The sequence below is a fragment of the Demequina sp. genome, from assembly GCA_024707205.1.
In the GTDB taxonomy this organism is placed as follows: domain Bacteria; phylum Actinomycetota; class Actinomycetes; order Actinomycetales; family Demequinaceae; genus Demequina.
Window position 1 is genome coordinate 560,420 of record JANQAD010000001.1, and the last position, 19,909, is coordinate 580,328.

The 19,909-nt window shown below is 67.6% G+C and carries 16 protein-coding genes and 4 pseudogenes; 6 read left to right on the forward strand and 14 right to left on the reverse strand.

Annotation, left to right across the window (positions count from 1 at the left end):
- The first annotated feature begins 36 nt into the window (after positions 1 to 36).
- Positions 37 to 1,344, forward strand: a complete 1,308-nt coding sequence (locus NVV57_02860; protein ID MCR6711690.1) for an NAD(P)/FAD-dependent oxidoreductase — start codon at positions 37 to 39, stop codon at positions 1,342 to 1,344.
- Positions 1,345 to 1,348: 4 nt separating this feature from the next.
- Here the strand turns inward: NVV57_02860 and NVV57_02865 are convergent, their stop codons facing one another.
- The 6 genes and pseudogenes from NVV57_02865 to hemE form a co-directional block, all read right to left on the reverse strand.
- Entirely contained in the window at positions 1,349 to 1,837 is a 489-nt protein-coding gene (locus tag NVV57_02865) for a hypothetical protein (protein MCR6711691.1), read from the reverse strand.
- A gap of 216 nt (positions 1,838 to 2,053) precedes the next feature.
- Positions 2,054 to 3,193, reverse strand: coding sequence for a ferrochelatase (locus NVV57_02870; protein MCR6711692.1), 1,140 nt, complete (start codon positions 3,191 to 3,193; stop codon positions 2,054 to 2,056).
- Positions 3,190 to 3,865, reverse strand: a pseudogene (locus NVV57_02875) (chlorite dismutase family protein). The gene NVV57_02870 and the pseudogene NVV57_02875 overlap by 4 nt, the downstream one beginning before the upstream one ends.
- Positions 3,866 to 3,884: 19 nt before the next feature.
- Positions 3,885 to 4,223, reverse strand: coding sequence for a hypothetical protein (locus tag NVV57_02880; GenBank protein MCR6711693.1), 339 nt, complete (start codon positions 4,221 to 4,223; stop codon positions 3,885 to 3,887).
- A pseudogene (locus tag NVV57_02885) lies at positions 4,211 to 5,137 on the reverse strand (FAD-dependent oxidoreductase). Before NVV57_02885 ends, NVV57_02880 begins: the two are co-directional and overlap by 13 nt.
- Before the next feature lie 12 nt (positions 5,138 to 5,149).
- A pseudogene (gene hemE / locus NVV57_02890) lies at positions 5,150 to 6,228 on the reverse strand (uroporphyrinogen decarboxylase).
- 43 nt (positions 6,229 to 6,271) lie between these two features.
- Between hemE and NVV57_02895 the strand changes: the two are divergent.
- Positions 6,272 to 7,576 (forward strand): glutamyl-tRNA reductase, encoded by a 1,305-nt coding sequence (locus NVV57_02895; GenBank protein MCR6711694.1) that lies wholly within the window; start codon positions 6,272 to 6,274, stop codon positions 7,574 to 7,576.
- A 32-nt stretch (positions 7,577 to 7,608) separates the two neighbouring features.
- On the opposite strand, the gene NVV57_02900 is transcribed toward NVV57_02895, so the two are convergent.
- The 4 genes from NVV57_02900 to NVV57_02915 all read right to left on the reverse strand — a co-directional run bounded on the left by NVV57_02900 (position 7,609) and on the right by NVV57_02915 (position 12,532).
- Entirely contained in the window at positions 7,609 to 8,922 is a 1,314-nt protein-coding gene (locus NVV57_02900; GenBank protein ID MCR6711695.1) for a PhoH family protein, read from the reverse strand.
- 1,044 nt (positions 8,923 to 9,966) lie between these two features.
- Positions 9,967 to 10,317 (reverse strand): hypothetical protein, encoded by a 351-nt coding sequence (locus NVV57_02905; protein ID MCR6711696.1) that lies wholly within the window; start codon positions 10,315 to 10,317, stop codon positions 9,967 to 9,969.
- Positions 10,318 to 10,505: 188 nt separating this feature from the next.
- Positions 10,506 to 11,771: a hypothetical protein gene (locus NVV57_02910; GenBank protein MCR6711697.1), complete on the reverse strand. Its 1,266-nt coding sequence runs from the start codon at positions 11,769 to 11,771 to the stop codon at positions 10,506 to 10,508.
- Positions 11,768 to 12,532, reverse strand: coding sequence for an isoprenyl transferase (locus NVV57_02915; protein ID MCR6711698.1), 765 nt, complete (start codon positions 12,530 to 12,532; stop codon positions 11,768 to 11,770). Before NVV57_02915 ends, NVV57_02910 begins: the two co-directional genes overlap by 4 nt.
- 77 nt (positions 12,533 to 12,609) lie before the next feature.
- Here NVV57_02915 and NVV57_02920 point away from each other — a divergent pair, with 77 nt between their 5' ends.
- The 3 genes from NVV57_02920 (at position 12,610) to greA (ending at position 14,416) form a co-directional block, all read left to right on the forward strand.
- Complete coding sequence (locus tag NVV57_02920) at positions 12,610 to 13,266, forward strand: hemolysin III family protein (GenBank protein MCR6711699.1); 657 nt, start codon at positions 12,610 to 12,612, stop codon at positions 13,264 to 13,266.
- A gap of 178 nt (positions 13,267 to 13,444) precedes the next feature.
- Complete coding sequence (locus NVV57_02925; GenBank protein ID MCR6711700.1) at positions 13,445 to 13,864, forward strand: DUF4307 domain-containing protein; 420 nt, start codon at positions 13,445 to 13,447, stop codon at positions 13,862 to 13,864.
- 69 nt (positions 13,865 to 13,933) lie between these two features.
- Complete coding sequence (greA, locus tag NVV57_02930; GenBank protein MCR6711701.1) at positions 13,934 to 14,416, forward strand: transcription elongation factor GreA; 483 nt, start codon at positions 13,934 to 13,936, stop codon at positions 14,414 to 14,416.
- 209 nt (positions 14,417 to 14,625) lie between these two features.
- On the opposite strand, the pseudogene rlmC reads toward greA, so the two are convergent.
- Positions 14,626 to 15,742, reverse strand: a pseudogene (gene rlmC, locus NVV57_02935) (23S rRNA (uracil(747)-C(5))-methyltransferase RlmC).
- Entirely contained in the window at positions 15,742 to 16,890 is a 1,149-nt protein-coding gene (locus NVV57_02940; GenBank protein ID MCR6711702.1) for an AI-2E family transporter, read from the reverse strand. The pseudogene rlmC and the gene NVV57_02940 overlap by 1 nt, the downstream one beginning before the upstream one ends.
- A gap of 85 nt (positions 16,891 to 16,975) precedes the next feature.
- Here NVV57_02940 and msrA point away from each other — a divergent pair, with 85 nt between their 5' ends.
- Positions 16,976 to 17,626 carry a peptide-methionine (S)-S-oxide reductase MsrA gene (gene msrA, locus NVV57_02945; GenBank protein MCR6711703.1) on the forward strand — a complete coding sequence of 217 codons (651 nt, stop codon included), beginning with the start codon at positions 16,976 to 16,978 and terminating at the stop codon, positions 17,624 to 17,626.
- Between the two features lie 43 nt (positions 17,627 to 17,669).
- Here the strand turns inward: msrA and NVV57_02950 are convergent, their stop codons facing one another.
- Both NVV57_02950 and NVV57_02955 read right to left on the reverse strand, forming a co-directional pair.
- On the reverse strand, positions 17,670 to 18,551 hold the full coding sequence (locus NVV57_02950; protein ID MCR6711704.1) for an SDR family oxidoreductase: 882 nt from the start codon (positions 18,549 to 18,551) through the stop codon (positions 17,670 to 17,672).
- Positions 18,548 to 19,831 carry an NAD(P)-binding domain-containing protein gene (locus NVV57_02955; protein MCR6711705.1) on the reverse strand — a complete coding sequence of 428 codons (1,284 nt, stop codon included), beginning with the start codon at positions 19,829 to 19,831 and terminating at the stop codon, positions 18,548 to 18,550. Before NVV57_02955 ends, NVV57_02950 begins: the two co-directional genes overlap by 4 nt.
- Positions 19,832 to 19,909: the final 78 nt, after the last annotated feature.

A 19,909-nucleotide genomic window follows, 5' to 3' on the forward strand; every position in this document is an offset into this window, starting at 1 on the left:
TCCCGCGGTTTACCAGACCATAAGGAGTTGGTTCCCATGACGACGCGCGTCCTCATCGTTGGCGGCGGCTACGTTGGCCTCTACACCGCTCTCTCCCTCCGCAGGCACGCAAAGGACGTGGAGATCACGGTCCTGGACCGCCGCCCCTACATGACCTACCAGCCGTTCCTCCCCGAGGCCGCGGCAGGCTCGATCGAGGCGCGACACGTGGTGGTGCCGCTGCGCCGCACGCTCAAGGGCGTCAAGGTCATTCAGGCCAAGGCGACCAAGATCTCGCACAAGACCAAGAAGGTCACCGCCGAGACCGACTACGGAGAGAAGTTCACCCTCGAGTACGACCACGTGGTGATCGCGCTCGGAGCCATCCCGCGCACGCTGCCCATTCCCGGGCTCGCGGAGATGGGCCTCGGCTTCAAGTGGGTCGAGGAGGCCATCAACCTCCGCAACATCGTGCTGGGCCGCATCGCCCGCGCGGCCACCACGCACGATGCGCACGCACGCCGGAAGCTGCTGACGTTCGTGTTCGTGGGCGGCGGCTTCGCGGGGATCGAGGCCTTCGCGGAGACCGAGGACATGGCGCGCGCCGCCCTGCGCTACTACCCGGAGCTCTCCCCCGCCGACCTCCGCTTCGTCATGGTCGAGGCCGCCACCCGCATCCTTCCCGAGATGGGCCACGAGATGGGCGGATACACCCTCGACGTCCTCAGCAAGCGCGGGATGGAGGTCTATCTCTCCACCCGGCTCGAGAGCTGCGTCGACGGGCGCATCGTCCTCAGCGACGGCCAGGAGTTCGACGCCGACACCGTCGTGTGGACGGCCGGTGTGAAGCCAAACCCCCTGATAGCAGCGTCGGACCTGCCAACGGGGCCAAAGGGTCACGCGAATGCCCTACCCACGCTGCAGGTCGCCAAGGCCGACGGCACGGTTGTGGACGGCGCTTGGGCCGCCGGGGACTGTGCGCAGGTTCCGGACCTCGTGAAGGGCGAGGGTAACTGGTGCGCGCCGTCGGCGCAGCATGCGGTGCGCCAGGCGAGGCTGCTGGGCAAGAACATCGCGGCCGCGATCGCGGGGCGCGAGCTCAAGGAGTACCGGCACCGACACCTGGGCACCGTCGCGTCGCTTGGGCTGAACAAGGGCGTGGCGCAGATCATGGGGGTGAAGTTGCGCGGCTGGCCCGCGTGGTTCGCTCACCGGACGTATCACATGCTGCAGATCCCCAGCTTCAACAGGAAGGCGCGCGTGGTGCTCGACTGGACGACCGCGCTGTTCTTCCGGCGGGACCTGGTGTCGATGGGCAGGCTCGCGGAGCCGAGGAAGGCCTTCAAGGAGGCCGCGGAGTCGTAGGCTCCTACGCGGCGCGGGAGCTCGCCAGCGTCAGCTCTTCGGTGAGGCACGCGGCGTAGCCCGAGATCGCGGCGTCGTTGAGCACAGCCTCGTCGGGCTCGCGCATCGAGAGCCGCACCACGGACATGCCGAAGTCGAGATCCTCGCGCACCAGCGCGTCGATGCTGTTGTCGATGCCGGCGCAATCGCGAAGGGCGGCCGCGGTGGCGTCGGCCGCGAGTGGGGACACGAACCAGCGCTCCCCTGCGCGCGAGAGCACGCCGCCGAGCTCGTCGAACTCGTCAAAGCTCACGGCCTCGATGCACGGGGCGTGGCACTCGGACTTGGGCCACTCCTGGATCGCCTGCCGGAACGCGTGGACGCACAGCTGCGCGTCAGGGTGTTCGGCGACCCACAGGTCGCCGCCCGAGGTCGTTGACACCGTGAAGGTGAGATCCGGGATGCCGCCGCACAGGGCCGCGAGGCCAAAGACCGTCTGGCGCGACAGCGTCATGGAGGGCTCCGTTCGAGTGAGTGCCCTCCAAGGGTAAAGGGCGCCCGGGCTTTTACGCAACATGCGCGTTGCGTAATCATTGCTGTGCTCGCAGCGCCTCGTGTCGGCTCCGCACGGAGCGTGTGACGGATGTGACCCGATGCGGGGTGCGCCAGGAACCACGCGCCTCATGAGTCACTGAAGCCGTGCGGAGCCTACGGCGGCCCGACGCTGGTGTCAGCAGGAGGCGATAGTCGCCTTCTGTGCGCGGCCAAGACAGCAGTCTGCGGGGCACACGTCCTGCCAGGGGCCGAACTCGGTGAGCGCGGGTCGCGCGCGACCGGCCGTGCGCTCCTCGACGAGGTCCACGAGGCCACTCACGAACGCCGGGTCTACGCCCACAGTTGGCACGCGCACCATCGGCAACCCGCGCTCGGTGGCGGTCTCGAGCGCCTCGTTGTCGAGGTCCCAGAGCACCTCCATGTGGTCGCTCACGAACCCGATCGCGCTCAGTACCAGCCCAGACACGGAGTCAGGCAGCTCGTTGATCGCGTCGTTGATGTCCGGTTCGAGCCAGGGCTGAGTCGGCGGTCCGGACCGCGACTGGAACACGAGCGACCATGGCACCTGGCCGTACTCGGCCTCGACGGCCTCCATGATGAGCTCGCACACGGCGCGCTGCTGCGCCCCGTACCAGCCGCCGTCGTTGCCCAGCGGCACCGGCTCCCCACCGGGCAGTGCTTCTCGCGGGCCCGACGCGTCGGCGGCCATAGTCGGAATCGAATGCGTCGAGAACATGACGTGGGGCGCGGAGCCGTGCCCAGCGTCGGCCAGCTCGCGGAGGCCCCCCAGAACGAACTCGACGTTGGGTCCCACGAAGCCCGGGTGGTCGAAGTACTGGCGCACCTTGTCGAGCATCAGGTCCTCGCCCAGCCCGGTCTCTGCGAGCGCCTCGGCGAGGTCCTCGCGGTAGGCGCGGCAGCCAGAGTAGGAGGAGAACGCGGTGGTGACGAGCACGAGCACCCGGCGGTGACCGTCGGCGTGCAGCTCGCGCAGCGCGTCGGCGAAGTACGGCGCCCAGAAGCGATTGCCCCAGTAGACGGGCAGCGAGAGCCCGCGAGCGGCGATCTCGCCTTCGAGCGCGGCCTTGAGCGCGCGGTTCTGGTCATTGATGGGGCTGATGCCGCCAAAGTGCCGATAGTGGTGGGCTACTTCCTCGAGCCGCTCGTCGGGGATGCCGCGGCCGCGAGTGACGTTGCGCAGGTACGGAATGACATCGTCTTGGCCCTCGGGCCCGCCGAAGCCGGCGAGCAGGATGCAGTCGTAGGACGCGGGGGCGAGGACTCGCGAGGAGGCCGCGAGCGGCGGTTGGGTCACGACGCCAGCACCTCCACCGCCTCGGCGGTGGTGACGCGCCTGCCGGTGTAGAAGGGCAGCTCCTCGCGCACGTGCAGGCGGGCCTCCGTGTAGCGAAGGTCGCGCATCATGTCCACGAGCTCGGTGACGTCGTCGGACTCCATGGGCAGCAGCCACTCAAAGTCGCCAAGCGCGAAGGCAGAGACCGTGTTCGCGACCACTCCCTTGAACGCAGCGCCCTTCATCCCGTGCTCGCGCAGCACTGCGGGAGCGATCCTCGTCGGGCAGCAGATACCAGTCGTAGGACCGCACGAACGGATAGACGGTCAACCAGCCACGCGCGGGCTCGCCGCGCAAGAAGCCTGGTACATGGGACTTATTGAACTCCGCCGGCCGGTGCACGCCCGCCGCGGACCAGGTCAGCCGCGTGTCCGCGAGAAGCTCCGTGGCGCGCAGTTCGCGCAGCGCGAGCTGCAGGTCCTCGAGCCGCGGGCCGTGCAGCCACAGCATCACGGTGCCGTCCGCGCGCAGCCCGCTCACGTCGTAGATGCCGCGCAAGGTGACCTCGTGCTCGGCGAGCTCCTCGACCGCGAAGTCGAAGTGCTCGACGATCTCCGCGAGCTCCTCGTCGGGCGCGTGGAGCAGCCCATCGAGCACGCTGAACAGGGTGAAGCCTTGGGGTTCGTCGGTCATGTCTCTTAGTCTCGCACCGCTACGACCAAGGGAAATCCGCGCCCGCGATGTTCGCCAGCCCTGTGAGACCGGCGGCGCTTCCCACCAGGTAGAGGCCCGACGCCGGGTTCAGGTCGGTGACCGCCGTGGGGGCGGCGTCGGTCCAGATTCGCGCCGCCGAGCCGCGCAGGTTCTGCGCCGTGAGCTCCACGCCGAGCAGGCGCGCGGCGTCCGCAAGGGCGCCGGCCTCAAGGTCGGCGGGCAGCGCCTCGAGGGCGTACGAGAGCCGCACCACGTGACGCCCGCCAGCCGAGCGCGCGAGCCACGGCCACTTGGCCGTGGAGTGGGTGAGCGCCTTCGCCGCGGTCACGCCTTCCATGGCGAGCACCCCGGTTCCGCGCGGCGCCCCGTCGAGCTGCGGAGCGTCAAGCACCAAGGTGACCACGGCCACCTGCTTCCGCTCGGGAGTGGGGAGGTCGGGAATGAGGGGGCAGCGTCGGGCAGGGGCGTGGCGATCACGACGCGATCGGCGACCAGACGGCCGCCGCCGGCCACGATGCGCCACGCGCCGTCCTCAAAGCTGAGGCGCTCGGCCGCCGCAGAGGTGACGATACTGCCGCCGCTCGCGCGGACGTGGTCCGCGAGCGCGACCGTGAGACGCCACATGCCCCCCTCGACGCCGAGCACCGCGGAGCCCGCGGGCGAGAGAGCGCGCTTGGTCTCCGCGAGCTTCAGCAGCGACTCGGCCTCGCGCAGTTCCTGAGGCAGCGTCGGCGAGATGTCGGCCAGCTGCAGCGTGTCGATGTGGCGCGAGTAGACGCCCTGCAACACGGGCGCTACGAGCGCCTCCGCGATCTCGTCGCCAAGGCGCGCGCGCACAAGCGTGCCAATCGTGACGTCGTCCGGAATCTCGCCGAGCGGCCGATGCGGCTCGAGCGAGGCGTGCACGGCCGCGCTCGAGCCGATCACTTTGCGCACGTCGCGATCCAGGGGATGCGTGGGGATGCCAAGCCATCCGGTCGCCGGAAGTTGGTACGCGCGGCCGGGGGCGACAACCCACGCCGGCGTCGCCGCAGGCGGCCCGACGCTGAGGCCCAGTTCCTCCGCGAGTGTCGCCACCGCGTCGCCCCGGGTGGCGAAGGACTCTGCCCCGGCGTCGAGCGTGAGGCCGTCGAGCTCGAGGGACGTGACGCGGCCGCCGATCGTCTCGGTGGCCTCGAGGACCGTCACCGCGTCCCCGCGCGCGAGCAGTTCCCGCGCGGCGATGAGGCCCGCGGCGCCTGAGCCGATGACTACCGAACGCATCTACTCACTGTATGCGTGCACGTGCTCCACGATGCGCTGCAGCACGTCCGGGTCGGTGTCCGGCGGCACACCATGGCCAAGGTTCACCACGTGGCCGGGAGCCTGCGAGCCGCGGCGCAGCACGTCGTCGACGTGGGCGCGCAGCACCTCCCACGGCGCCGCGAGGTACGCGGGATCGATGTTGCCCTGGAGCGGCACCTCGTCATCGAGGATCGCGCTCGCCTCGTCGAGGGGAAGGCGATAGTCAACGCCCATCACGTCGCCGCCAGCGGCGTCCATGATCTCCAGCAGGTGAGAGCCGTTCGCGGCGAAGTGGATGCGCGGCACGGGCAGATCGTCCACGAGGTCAAAGACCTGCGTGGATGGCACCAGGCACGCGCGGCGGTAGTCCTCGGCGTCGAGCGAGCCCGCCCAGGAGTCGAAGAGCTGGACCGCGCTCGCGCCGGCGAGGACCTGCGTGCGAAGGAAGATCCCCGAGACCTTGGCGACCCACGCTGCCAGCCCGGCCCACACGTCGGGCGAGGATGCGATGAGCCTGCGCGCGCCAAGGTGGTCGCGGCTCGCGCGGCCCTCGGCCATGTAGGCGGCGAGGGTGAACGGCGCGCCTGCGAAGCCGATGAGCGGCGTGGCGCCGAGCTGCGCGGTGGTCGCGACCACGGCGTGCGCGATGGGCATGAGCGCCGCCGCGAAGCTCTCGTCGAGCTGCGGCAGCGCCTCGACGTCGGCCATCGTGCGAATCGGGTGGGCAAAAACCGGCCCGATACCAGGCTGGATGCTCACGTCCAGCCCGGCCAGCTTCAACGGAACCACGATGTCACTGAAGAAGATCGCGGCGTCCACGCCATAGCGTCGGACCGGCTGAAGCGTGATCTCGGCAGCCAGTTCCGGGGTGAGGCACGCCTCCAGCATGTCGGTGCCGGCGCGCGTCTCGCGATACTCGGGGAGCGAGCGGCCGCCTGCCGCATGAACCACACGGGGCGGCGGCTTGGGGTCTCGCCGTGGTAGGCGGCGAGCAGCGGCGAGCCGTCGAGCGCGCCGGTGCGGAGGGGATGGTCGTCGATCAGATCGGTCAGCGGCATGTGCCGATTCTGCCTGGTTCCGCGCGCATGTCAGAATGGGCGGGTGGTGCTCGTCAGCTTTGTGGCCTCTCACCGCAACCGCGACCTCGCCCTGCTGGAGCAGCTGAGTGTGGGGGCCGACGCCCTTGGCGCCGCGGTTGTGGCGTCGCCGTCCGTCGCCGGTGCCGTGGTGCTTCCCACGTGCAACCGGTTCGAGGTGTATCTGGACGCGGCCGACGCCTCCTCCGCGCGTTCGGCGCTCGTGGCGTCTATTGCCGCTGGTTCTCCGCTGACTGCCCTTGAGGTGGACGCCGCCCTCGAGACCTACGAGGGGGACGACGCCGTGCGCCACCTGCTCTCCGTGGCGACCGGGCTCGAGTCGATGGTGGTCGGCGAGCGCGAGATCTCAGGACAGGTGCGCCGCGCCCACGCGGACGCGCGCGCCGGTGGCGTGCTGACGCCTCAGCTCGACAAGCTGTTCCAGTCCGCGCTACGCACCTCGCGCGTCGTGGCCTCCTCCACCGGGCTCGGGACCTCCGGGCGCTCGGTCGTTTCCGTTGCCCTCGACCTGGCCGACGCCACGGTCACCTGGGCGGGCGCGCGCGTCTTGGTCATCGGCACCGGCGCGCTGGCCGACGCCGCCGTGGGGGCGATGCAGGGGCGAGGGGCCTCTGTGGTTGGGGTGTTCTCGCCTTCGGGGCGCGCGCTGGAGTTCGCGACGGCGCATGGGCTTGAGGCTCTTGCTGTTGAGGATCTCCCCGCCGCCGTGCGCGGCGCCGATGTGGTGCTCGCGTGCTCCGGCGGCGAGGGCCTGGTGCTGACCGCCGCCGATGTCGCGTTGGCGCGCTCTGGGGTGTCATCTCCCCTGACGGTCATCGATCTGTCCCTGGAGCGCGACGTGGAGGAGTCCGTCGGCGCGCTTCCAGGGGTGCACGTTGTGGACCTCACGTCTGTTGGCGCTTTGGCGCCAGAGGAATCCGTGACCGCCGTCGAGGCCGCGCGCGCGATCGTCGCCCATGCGGTTGCGCGGTTCGACGACGCCTCGCGCACCCTGGACCCCGCGGTGGTCGCGCTGCGCGAACACGTCTTTGGGCTACTTGAGCGCGAGGTTGCTCGGTTGCGACCCGCGGTCGGCTCCGACGCTGAGACGGTCGCCCGCGCGGACGCCGCCGAGCACGCACTCCGCCACTTCGCGAAGACCCTGCTCCACGTGCCCACCGTGCGGGCCCGCGAGCACGCGGTAGCTGGCGAGCAGGAGCGCTATCTTGCCGCGATCAGGGCGCTTTACGGCATCGATGTCGATGTGCCCGAGGATGCGTGCCCCGCCATCGAACCCGAGCCCATCGCAAACCCGCACGTCGGGGACTAACCGGCCGCAGCGTCGGGCCTCTGGAACGCGAGCTACAGGTCCAGGCGCTCCAGCATGTCGGTGACGAGCGCGGCCACGGCGGAGCGCTCGGACCGCTCCAAGGTGACGTGCGCGAACAGCGGGTGGCCCTTGAGTGCCTCGATGACCGCGGCGATGCCGTCGTGGCGGCCCACGCGAAGGTTGTCGCGCTGCGCCACGTCGTGGGTGAGGACAACGCGCGAGTCCTGGCCGATGCGGCTGAGCATCGTGAGGAGCACGTTGCGCTCGAGGGACTGGGCCTCGTCCACGATCACGAACGCGTCGTGGAGCGAGCGGCCGCGGATGTGCGTGAGCGGCAGCACCTCGAGCATGCCGCGCGCCATGACCTCCTCGACCACCTCGGAGCTGACTACCGCGCCAAGAGTGTCGAATACCGCCTGGGCCCAGGGGTTCATCTTCTCGGCGGCGTCGCCCGGCAGGTAGCCGAGCTCCTGACCTCCAACGGCATATAGGGGCCGGAAGACCATGATCTTCTTGTGGCGGCGGCGCTCCATGACGGCTTCGAGGCCGGCGCACAGCGCGAGCGCCGACTTGCCGGTGCCCGCGCGGCCACCCATCGAGACGATGCCCACAGAATCGTCGAGGAGCAGGTCGATCGCGATTCGCTGCTCGGCGCTGCGGCCGTGGAGGCCGAAGACCTCCTGGTCTCCGCGGACCAGCCGGACCGCGCCATCCTCGGTCACCCGCCCCAGGGCGCTACCGCGGCCGGAGTGGATCACCAGGCCCGTGTGCACGGGAAGCGACTTGAGGTCCTCGCCGCACTCGGCGGCGGTGAGCGTGGGCAGCGACTCGTTCTCCCACAGCGACGACATCTGCTCGTCGGTGAGCTGGATCTCGCGCATGCCGGTCCAACCGGAGTCGATCGCGAGCTCCGCGCGATACTCCTCGGCCTCGATGCCGAGCGCTGACGCCTTGACGCGCATCGGCAGGTCCTTGGAGACGACCGTGACGTCGTGGCCCTCCGCGGCGAGGTTGGCCGCCACCGCGAGGATGCGGGTGTCGTTGTCGCCCAGCCGGAACCCGGAAGGCAGCACCTCCTGGTCCGTGTGGTTGAGCTCCACACGCACGGTGCCGCCGGCCTCGTTCACGGACACGGGCTCGTCGAGCTTGCCGTGGACCACGCGAAGGTCATCAAGCATGCGCAGTGCGGACCTGGCGAAGTAGCCCAGCTCCGGGTGGTGACGTTTGGCCTCGAGCTCCGTGATCACCACAACCGGAAGCACTACGGCGTGCTCGGCGAATCGCTTGATCGCGCGCGGATCGCTCAACAGGACGGACGTGTCGAGCACGTAGGTCTTGACTGCGATGGTGCCGTCGGCGCTGTTTGCAGACTCAGGTGCGACTTCAGTGGCGGTAGTGCTTGCGGGGTTGGTCACGCGGGGCTCCCAGCGGTTGAGGCCGCAGGGCACCAGTCGCCCTGCGGCGATCTGTCAGGCCAAGACCAGGTAGGTCCGGCGTCGTGCGCTAACCACAAGGCCGACGGTAACCCCGCTCCTCCATGGCCCAGCGAGCCGACACGCCGCACTTCACACGTTCGTAACCCGCGCCACGCGCCCGGGAGTGTCGTCTATGCCAGCCTAACCGCTACCGGACGACCCAATGGGCAGCTACTGCGCGTCGACTTGAGCCTGATTGAGTAGTGCAACGATCGCGTCCGAGTCCGCATACACACCCGGGTCGCGGGCCTCGCACCCGCCTCCCCCAAGGTAATGGCCCAAAGCCGGGAGTCGCCGCCCGGTTCTTGCAGGAATACCCCGCCGCCGCTGTCACCGATGCAAGTATTGAGTGCTCCGGAGTTGACTACCAAGCACGTCCATGACTCGGGCTCCACCCCCTCATTGAGTGCACCGACCATCGCAGGTGCGCAGTCCGCGCTAGGTGCAGCGCGGAGCGACAACTGCTTAGCCTCGCACACCCGGCCTGAGTCAGCGGTGCGCCTGCCCCATCCGGTGGCGACAACCACTCCCGGATCTTCAGTCCCAGCGGCGATGGCTGTCGGAGCTGCCTGAGCTTCCGAAGACAGTCGCAGGAGGGTAAGTTCGCGCGCGACACCAGTGCCTATGTACTTCGAAACCACAGACAGCCGCTCACCCGGAATGGGGGTATCGCACAAATTGCGCGCGCCCACCTGTACATCGGGAAGGGCGCCGTCACGCACACAGTGGCTCGCCGTCACTACCAAGTCGGCGCCGACCAGCACGCCTGAGCAAAACGAGTTGGCCCATACGAGGTCGACGGGAGCGCTCGCATTCATGACCGCGACGTACGCGCTTGGCGGCAAGTCGAAAGCGCTGGCGCTCGGGTCGCAGCCCGAGACACTGATCGAACCTAGGAGAAAGGCGAGCGCACCACTAGTCGCAAGCAACGCCCGGGCGAACGGTGTATTCGACATTGATCGTCTCTTCATATGAGTCGCTCCCGACGGTGTACCCAACCACGGTCGTCTTCAGGCTCGCATCTTCCGTTGTTGATTTGGGAACGATCTCCATCACGAGAGCCACCTGCTTCCCCGGTTCAACCGACGTGCCGTCGGCACTGGTCATGCGAGCGAGAATATTGGCCTCTGGGCCAAGCGGCTCCTCCGCCGACGACGCGAAAGTCCCCAAATACTCTCCTTGGGAAGGTCCGCTGCCGTCAATGTAGTAGTCAACCGTCCGCAGATTGGTCCCCGAGGCCTCGACTTTTGTAATCCGGGCGGCCATGTCTCCAGAGTTGGTCAACAACTCACTGAAATAGATCGCCGCACCGGCACCACTCGGAGCGCACACATGCGCAACACCGGGCTCTACCCGCGGCCCAGTGAGCGGGCCAGCCTGGCTTGGACCGGAGCACCCAGTGCAAGCCAGCGCGAGAGCCGCGAGCGCAGCGGCGGTAGCGAAGCGCCTCGTCATCAACCTGGCTTCACTACGAGCTGATATGCATCAGTCTCGGTCGGATAGCCGCCCGAACCGCACAGCTTGCCGCTCGCATTGGTGAACTTCACCGAAAGTTTACCGGTTGAAGTCCATCCGGTTTGGGCGCTCAAACCCACGCCGTAGAACGAAACGGCGCCGGTCCAGGTAACTTGCTTGCTGTTGTCCTTTGTGAACGTGGAACCCTTAAGATAGGTTGAGCAATGTGTAGCGGATGGCAGTGACGCCGACACAAAATTGGTGCCACCAATCCACAGATCTGCCCGCACGATATAACTCACGCTTGTGAATGGCACACCGCCCGTGATGTAAGTACATGCATTAGAGAAATTGCCGTAGCGAAACTGCGTTCGCGCAAGTTTGCTCCCGATGCCAGTTTGGCTTGGAAAGTCGACGGTGCTCGTCGAACTCATGGAAGTGGCGCTACCAGAACTGAAGCCGACTTCCTTCCCTTGAGTCGAGACCGCAGCCCCCAGAGTCGACGCCGTACCCTTCGCGTACTGGAAGTCGACCGTTGCACCCGTATTGGTCGAGAAGATGCCACCTATCGGAATCCATTTCGCGCCGAGATTCTTGACCAGCGTCGCCGTGCACCCCTTCTCGACGTATGCCGGAGCAGTGGAGGAATCGCGTGGTACGCCTTCATCGCTCACTTCCCCGGCGACTGCAACTTCGCCCACATCCACCAACACGTCATCCACGGCGCTCGCGCTCGCGCTCCCGCTCGAGAGATCGATCGGAACGCTCTCCGCATACTCAACCGAACCATCGTCAGCGCTCAGGTAAAGGTTTAGGTCGCCCGACCTCGCCACATACCTGTCGAGATCGTCAGTCTTGTCCAGAGTCACCTCGAATGAACCATCGGACGCGACCTCTGCAGAACCAACCGGATCAAGCGCGAACTTGTCCCCCACCTTTATGTGAGCCAAGACGTCATTGGAAGGCCAAGCGAACACGCTGATCTTGGACGGAACGTCGTCCCCTGATCCGACCTCGAGTTGACCTTCGACTACGACATCGCCAGTGTCGTTTACATTCTCCGAAGTCGACACAGCCCCCGTTGTCATAACCACCGCCGTGGTACCGACAACGATAAGCGCCAGTGCTTTGCCCGTTGCGAGCGCGCGAGAATTCCCTGTAACAAACACTATTCCTCCCCTACATTCCCGATTGATTCCCTGCTCGGTAATGCTCAATGTACGAGCGGCCAGAAGTGTTGTCAACCGGAGCGCGTGGACAATCACTTCCCCAGTCGCCTCTCGCGCTGTGCGAAGTCGCGCAGGGCGCGCAGGAAGTCGACGTGCCGGAAGTCCGGCCAGTACGCCTCGCAGAAGTAGAACTCCGAGTGCGCGGACTGCCACAGCAGGAACCCACCTAGTCGCTGCTCCCCTGACGTGCGGATCACCAGGTCCGGGTCCGGCTGGCCCTTCGTGTACAGGTGCTCGGCGATGGTCTCCACGGACAGCGAGTCCGCGACCTCCTCAAGTGACAATCCCTCGGAGACCCCGGACCGCAGGTATGCGCGCACGGCATCCGCGATCTCGTGCCGCCCGCCATACCCAACGGCGACATTCACGTGCAGATACCCAGCCGAGGCAGTACTGGCGACGGCCTGCGCAATACGCAACCCAGCGTCGGGCGGGAGCAGCGAAGCGTCGCCGACGTGCTGAAGCCGCCACCGGCCGTCGGTCGCCAGGGTCTCCACCGCTCCGCAGATGATGTCCAGCAGCGCCGCCAGTTCGCGCGGCTCGCGCGAGAGGTTGTCCGTGGAGAGCATCCACAGCGTGACCACCTCGACCCCCGCCTCGGCCGACCACTCGAGCACCTCGGTGATCTTGTCCGCGCCCTTCTGGTGCCCGGTTGCCGTGGATTCGCCGGCCTGGCGGGCCCAGCGGCGGTTGCCGTCGAGGATCACGCCAACGTGTCGGGGGACGGCGCCGCCGGCGCGGATCGCGCGCGTCAGTCGGCGCTCGTAAAGCGGGTACAGCACTGAGCTGATTCCCACGTCATAGACCTCCGGCTCGCCCTGATATCGCGGCCAACGCTACTCCGAGCGCCGCTAACCTACGGTATCGTAGGTTCATGGCCGAGAACCTCCCCGACCCCGCGAAGCCGCTGCTGCGGGGCTGGCTGCACCTTGGCGCCGCGCCCCTCGCCCTCGTGGCCGGAATGGCGCTCGTCGTCTTCGCCCCCACGCTCGCCGGCCGCATCTCCGCAGCCATTTTCACGCTCTCAGCCGTCCTGCTGTTCGGCACCAGCGCCGTGTACCACCGCGGCAACTGGTCGCCGAAGACCAAGGCCGTGCTGCGGCGCATGGACCACGCGAACATCTTCATCATCATTGCGGGAACGTACACGCCGCTGACGGTGCTCCTGCTCGAGGGCACGCAGCGCGTCGTCGTCCTGTGCCTCGTATGGGGAGGCGCGCTGCTTGGCGTGCTGTTCCGCGTGCTGTGGGTGGGCGCTCCGCGCTGGCTGTACGTGCCCATGTATGTGGTCCTGGGGTGGGTCGCCGTCGGCTACATCAAGCCGTTCTACGAGGCGGGCGGCCTCGCGGTCGTCATCCTCGTGGCCGTCGGCGGCCTGTGCTACACCGTGGGCGCCATCATCTACGGCACCAAGTGGCCGCGCGGCTCAGAGCGCTACTTCGGCTTCCACGAGATCTTTCACGCGCTAACTATCGCCGGGTTCGTCTGCCACTTCATCGCGTGTGCCCTCGTCATCTTCCACGCCGACTGACGTCTCCTCATCCGCGGGCGGGTGCGTCCGCACCTTGCGCAGGTGAGTGCTGAGCGACCGGAACAGCAGGATCGCGCCAACAACCAGCGCAAACGTCACCACGAACGCCAGGAACCCCGGCCCACCTGAGAACGACGTAGTCACCTGCTCTCCCTTCCAGCGACTATCCTGCCTCAGCATGGGCACTCTTGATGACGCCGGCGTCGGCATGCCCGACGCTTCCGCTGACGAGGCGGCCGGCTCGCCTAGGCGCGCGTCGCGTAAGGCGAAAGCGTGGGGTTGGGCGGGCGTTGGCGTCTTGGTGCTCATCGCGAGCTGGTTCGGGTGGCAGGGCGCGCAGAATCCCGTGCGCTGGAGCGACGTTGGCTTCTCCATCACGTCTCCCACCGAGGCGCAGGCCACGTTCGACGTCTACCTGTACAAAGACAAAGACGTCGTCTGCCACCTGCGCGCGCTCAACTCAAAGTTCGCCGAGGTTGGAGTCGCGGACGTTCCCGTGAAACGCGCCGACGGCAACGAGCAACGCATCACCGGCACCATCATCACCACAGAGGAGGCCACGACGGCCGTGGTGAAGTACTGCGAGCCTGTGGACTGATCCACAGCGGCTTGGGGCCACGCAACGGCGCTTGATACCCTTGCCGCTTCACCTACGAGGAGCAATACCGTGACCGAGACCCCGGCAACCTGGCTGACCCAGGAGGCTTACGACCGCCTGCAGGCGGAGTACGACCACCTCGTCAACGTTGGCCGCGCCGAGATCGCCAAGGAGATCGATGAGCGCCGCCAAGAGGGCGACCTCAAGGAGAACGGCGGCTATCACGCGGCCCGCGACGAGCAGGCGAAGATGGAGGCGCGCATCCAGGAGCTGCGCCACAAGCTGGCCAACGTGACCGTTGGCGAGGCGACCTTCGATGGCACGATCGCCGCCGGCACCGTCGTCACCGCGTCCGTTGGCGGTCGCGAGATGCGCTTCCTCGTGGGGTCTCGCGAGATCGCAGAGGGCACCGACATCGACGTCTTCAGCGCCCAGTCCCCTCTCGGCGCCGCGCTGCTGGGCAAGGCCGTCGGCGACGAGACCACCTACACCGCCCCCAACGGCAACGAGATCACCGTCAAGGTCATCGCCGCGGAGCCCTTCCAGCACTGAGCTCTTCCCCCACGGGCTCCTCCGCGGGTTTAGGCAGCTCAGTCCTGCTCCGCGGGCAGTTGAGCGGCGCGCTAGGCAGCTCAGTCCCGTTTTGGGCCAGGGCCACGCGCACCTTGGGGCGCCGCGGAATCAGGACTGGTCTGCCTAGTCGGGGCCGATCTCGCCCGAAGAGCAGGACGGAGCTGCCTAAACCTCTGGGGGCGGACGCCTTACGCGCGCTCTAGCAGCACCGCCACCTCGTAGTGCTCGGTGTGCGGGAACATGTCGAGGACTCGCCCCTCGACGGGCCGCAAGGATGGCATGCGGGCCAGGTCCTTCGCCAGGCTCTCCGAGTTGCAGCTCGAATACACCACCGTTCGCACGCCCGACGCTTCCAGCCAGTCCGCGAGCGCCTCGCCTATTCCCCGGCGGGGCGGGTTGACCACCACGAGATCGGGCGGGCCGGGCTGGGCGAGCGCCCACGCGGTCGCGTCCGAGGCGATGAACGTCGCGTCGGCACCCAGCGCCAAAGCGGAGCGCTGGGCGGACTGAACCGCGGCGTCTGACACCTCTACACCGGTCACCCTCCGCCCGGGTACTGTCAGATGAAGCGCAAAGCCGCCGACGCCGCAATACAGGTCCCACACGCTCTTGGGTGACGCCGCGTCCACCCACGCCGCGGCCTGTCGGTACAGGGCGGTCGCTACGTCGGTGTTGGTCTGGAAGAAGCTCTGCGGCTTGAGGTGCAGGTCGATGCCGTTGACGGTCATGGCGAGTGATTCGCCTTCCGTCAGCACGATCTCCCGCTCGCCCTCGACCACCGCCCGATGCTCGGAGAGCAGGTTCACCGACGCAACCGCCAACTGCGGCAGTTGGGCCTCAAGCCAGGGAAGATGCTTGCGGATGCGCGCGAGCGACTCCGTGGAGCGCAGCACAAACCGCACCATGAGCTCCCCGCTCGGGGCCACCGTGACGATCACGTTCTTGAGCTCGCCGCGGCGCTCCGGAACGCTGTAGGGTTCGATGGCCGCGCGGGTGACGAAGGCGGTCAGGGGCGCGAATGCCATGGCCAGCTGAGGTGGATACAGGGGGCACTCGGCGAGGTCCACCCCGAGTGCCGTCCGGGGAGAGTATCCCGAGCGTCGGGCTGGAAACGGAGCCGCCAACCACCATCTTGGCCTTGGTGCGAAAGCCGCGCTCCGGCCCAACCACGGGGGCGTGCCACGCGATCCCGGTCGGAAGCAGCGACGTGCAGTGCTCAACCTTGCGCGCGACCTGCACGACGTGAGGCAACTCGATCAGCGTGCACGACCGGCACCGACCCGCCTCGAAATAGGCGCACTCCATCAGGCAGGGGCGGGCTCGGCCCCGTCGTCCGCGGCCTCTTCCAGCTCGCGCGCGTCCGGGTCGCGAAGCTTGGTGACGAGCGTCGTGACGAACGAGACGAACGGCACGGCGATCACGGCGCCAAGGAAGCCGGCGAGCAGGGTGCCGGCGGAGACGCTGAGGAGGATGACCATCGGATGGACCGACGCCGTCTTGCCGAAGAGCAGCGGATACAGGACGGTGCCCTCGACCTGCTGCACCAGGACCACAACTCCAAGCATGATGAGCGCCCTGGTCCATCCGCCGTCGACGAGGGCAACCAGCACGGCGATCGCGCCGGAGATCGCGGCGCCGAACATCGGGACGAACGAGAACAGGAACACGAGGATCGCGATGGGGATCACGAGCGGCAACCCGAGGATCCAGGCGCCGATCGCGATGCCGGTGGCGTCGATGAGGGCGACCGTTGCGCTGGTTCGCGCGTAGCCTCCAAGCGTTCCCCACGCCGCGACGCCCGCGTTGTCGATGCGCTCGGCGTTGCTGCCTCCCACGTGCTTGACGCCCCACAGCCACATCACACGGCCGTCCTTCAGGAAGAAGAACAAGCCGAGGAGCGCGATTACGGTCCCGGCGAGCACCGAGCCGATGGTCGACGTCACGGACAGCGCCCCGTTTGCCACCCCCAGCCAGTTCTTGGTCAGGAAGTCCTGCGCCTTTGCAGCCCACTCATCGATCTGGGCGGGATCCACGTGGAATGGGCCGGTGGTGAGCCACTCGAGGAACGTGTTGAAGCCCTCCACCGCCTCCTGGCGCAGGTCATCGAAACCCGCGGCGATCGTGCCCCCAGCGGCACCCAACAGGCCCAGTACCAGCAACGTCAGAGTGAGCATGACTATCGCCGCGCCGGCACCGCGCGGGATCCGGTGCTTCTCCATGCGGGTCACCAGGTGCTCGAGCGGGGCCGCGATGATGAGCGCGATGATGAGCGGCATCAGGATCGAGGACAGGGTCGCGAAGAGCTTGAGGAGCGCGAGCGCGACCACGCCGATCACGATGAGGCGCCACGCCCACGCCGCCGTGATGACAAAGCCGTAGGGGATGGAGCCGCCTGGCGCGCCGTCGGCGCCGTCAGCGGCCTTCTTCGTGGGCCGGAGCGTGAAGCGAGCCATGCCGCGAGCCTAGCCCCGGCGTCGGGCCCCGAGCGGAACATTGCCGGGCACGCGGGCGTTTCTCAGCCAGGGAAGGGAGCTGAAAATGTTCGGTATCGGTGTTGACAAGCAGGTCATGGTGGCGCGCGAGGACGCGATGAAGGGCCGCGCGGACGTCATGGAGGTGGCGCCGCTGCACGTGGTGCTTGGGACGCCCCTACAAGGGCCGTACCCGGAGAGCAGCGAGACCATCTACTTCGCGATGGGATGCTTCTGGGGCGCGGAGCGCATCTTCTGGCAGATTCCCGGCGTCTACGTGACCGCCGTCGGGTACATGGGCGGCTGGACGCCCAACCCCAACTACGTGGAGACGTGCACGGCGCAGACGGGGCACACGGAAACCGTTCGGGTTGTGTATGACCCTGCGCTGGTGCCGCTCGAGACCCTCCTCGCCGCGTTCTGGGAGAACCACGACCCCACGACGCCCAATCGCCAGGGTGGCGACATCGGCACGCAGTACCGCTCAGCGATCTTCGCGACGACCGACGCTCAACTGGCTGCGGCGCTTGCCAGCCGCGATCAGTACCAGGCTCGCCTGTCCGACGAGGGGTACGGGGAGATCTCCACGCAGGTGCTGCCCGCGGCTGAGGCCGGCGACGGCGAGTTCTACTTCGCCGAGGACTACCACCAGGGGTACCTCTTCAAGAACCCCGGCGGCTACTGCAACCACGGGTTCTGCCAGGTCGCCTACGCGTAGGGTCCCGCGCCTGCGCGCCGCGAGCGGCCGCGCTTTGGCAGGACTATGAATCGGTGAGGCGGTCCACTCCGTCAACCGTCTCGACGAGTCCCCGCGCGCGCAGGTCGTCGATGTACTTCTTCATCCCTCGCTCGCCCTTGCCGCGGAACAGCGGCATGAGGCGCGGCAGCGCGTTCGGCATGAGCATCGCGGTCTTCACCAGCCAGGATTCGCTCAGCTTGGGGTAAACCTCGATGCGCTTCTTGTCCAGCACCTTCATCATGGCGCGCGCCACCTGCTCGGGCGACTGGGGCGGGTCCTGGAACTGCAGCGCGTTGCCGCCGTCGAGGGCCTCCTGACGCAGCATCCGGGTATCCGTCGCGGACGGCAGCACCGAGCCCGCGAGGATCCCTTTGGTGCGCAGGTCCAGCGCGATCGACAGCATCGCCCCTCGCAGACCGAACTTCGACGCCGTGTAGATGGGCGTCTCGCCCAGCGGGAAGATGCCGCCGAGGCTCACGGTGGTCACCACCCGCGGGTCATCGGCGGCCCGCAACAGGTCAACTGCCAGGCGCGTCAGCATGAGCGGCGCATAGAGGTTGACGTTGAGCTCGAGCTCGATGGACTCCACCGAGCGCTCGTCGAAGCGGTCTGCGGACGTCATGCCCGCGTTGTTGACGAGCACGTCGATGCGCCCGTGCTCCTGCTCGATCGAAGCGAGGATGCGCTCAACATCCGCGCGCGAGGTGAGGTCCCCAACCAGCACCGAATGCGGGCCGCCCGGGAGGTCGGCGGCGACCTTGCCGGCAGCGTCGGGCCGAATGTCAACGAGTACGAGACGCGCGCCACGATCCGCAGCCAACCGAGCGAAGGCGGAGCCGATGCCGCCGCCACCACCCGTAACGACGACTACCCGGTCAGTGAGATCCAAAGCGGCAGAGCTCACGGCACGTCCCACGCGAACTGCTTGGCCGTCTTCTTGATGTACTTGGTGATCGCGACGCCGTCAACGTAGCCCTGGTGGCGCGGCGAGTCCACGAACTTGATGCCGCGGCTGAGATCCGGCGAATCGGTCTGGATGCGCTGCTCGAAGTCGGCGTACTTCTCCGGGCGCTTGGCCTTGTCGTCGATGTGCGACGCGATCATCGCGCTGAGCTGCGACATCAGCACGTACGCGGCGCCATTGGTCTCCACGAAGCCGACGCCGTACAGGCCCGGGGTGCGCGAGAACGCCGTCATGTACATGAGCGGGTGCTGCTCGGAGCCCATGAGGTGCTGCGCGAACGGCACCTTGTGGACGTAACCGGTGGCCAGCATGATCAGGTCCACGTCCACCGAGGTGCCGTCCGTGAAGGTCACCGTGTTGCCCTCCGCAGACTCGATCGCGGGCTTGGCGATGACGTCGCCGTGCTGCAGGTAGTGCAGCAGCTGCGTGTTGAGGATGGGGTGGGTCTCGAAGAGCTTGTGGTCGGGCTTGGGCAGGCCGAGCCGCGTCATGTCGCCGTTGAGGACACGCAGCATCTTGCCGAATGCGAACTGCTCGAGCCACATCGGCAGCGTGGGGCCCTCCTCCGCGAACACATCCGCCGGCTTGCCGAACACGTGCTTGGGGATGAACCAGTAGCCGCGGCGCACCGAGATGAACGCGGCGTCCGCGTTGCGGCCGGCGTCGCACGCGATGTCGCAGCCCGAGTTGCCCGCGCCCACCACCAGCACGCGCTTGCCGTTGAACTCGCTCGGCGACCGATACGTGACGGTGTGGCGCACCTCGCCCGCGAAATTGCCGGGGATAGCAGGGATGTTGGGGTACCACTGCACGCCCGACGCCACGATCACCTGGTCATGTTCGGTCGCCTCGCCGTTCGCTCGGGTCACGCGAAACCCGCCGTCCTCGAGCTTCTCCACGTGCTCGACGGCCGTGTTGAACTCGATCGCATCCCGCAGCCCGTAGTGGTCCGCGAAGGCGTTGATGTACGCATAGATCTGCTTGTAGCTGGGGTAGTCCGGGTAGTCGCCCGGCATCGGGAAGCCCGTGAAGCCGCTCAGCGTCTTGGACGAGATGAAGTGGGCGGACTCATACATGGGCGAGCCGTCGGCATCGATGTCCCACAGTCCCCCAACGCCTTTGTTCTTCTCGATGTGGGTGTACGGAAGGCCGCGCTCCTTGAGAGCTCGGGCGGCGGCGAGGCCAGCGGGGCCGGCGCCGATGATGCACGTGTCGCGCATGGATCTCCTCAGCTGTGAGTGGTCGCTCCCCCGGCGCCGCACCCATTTTACGGGCGCGCGCGTCCCGCCTCATCACCG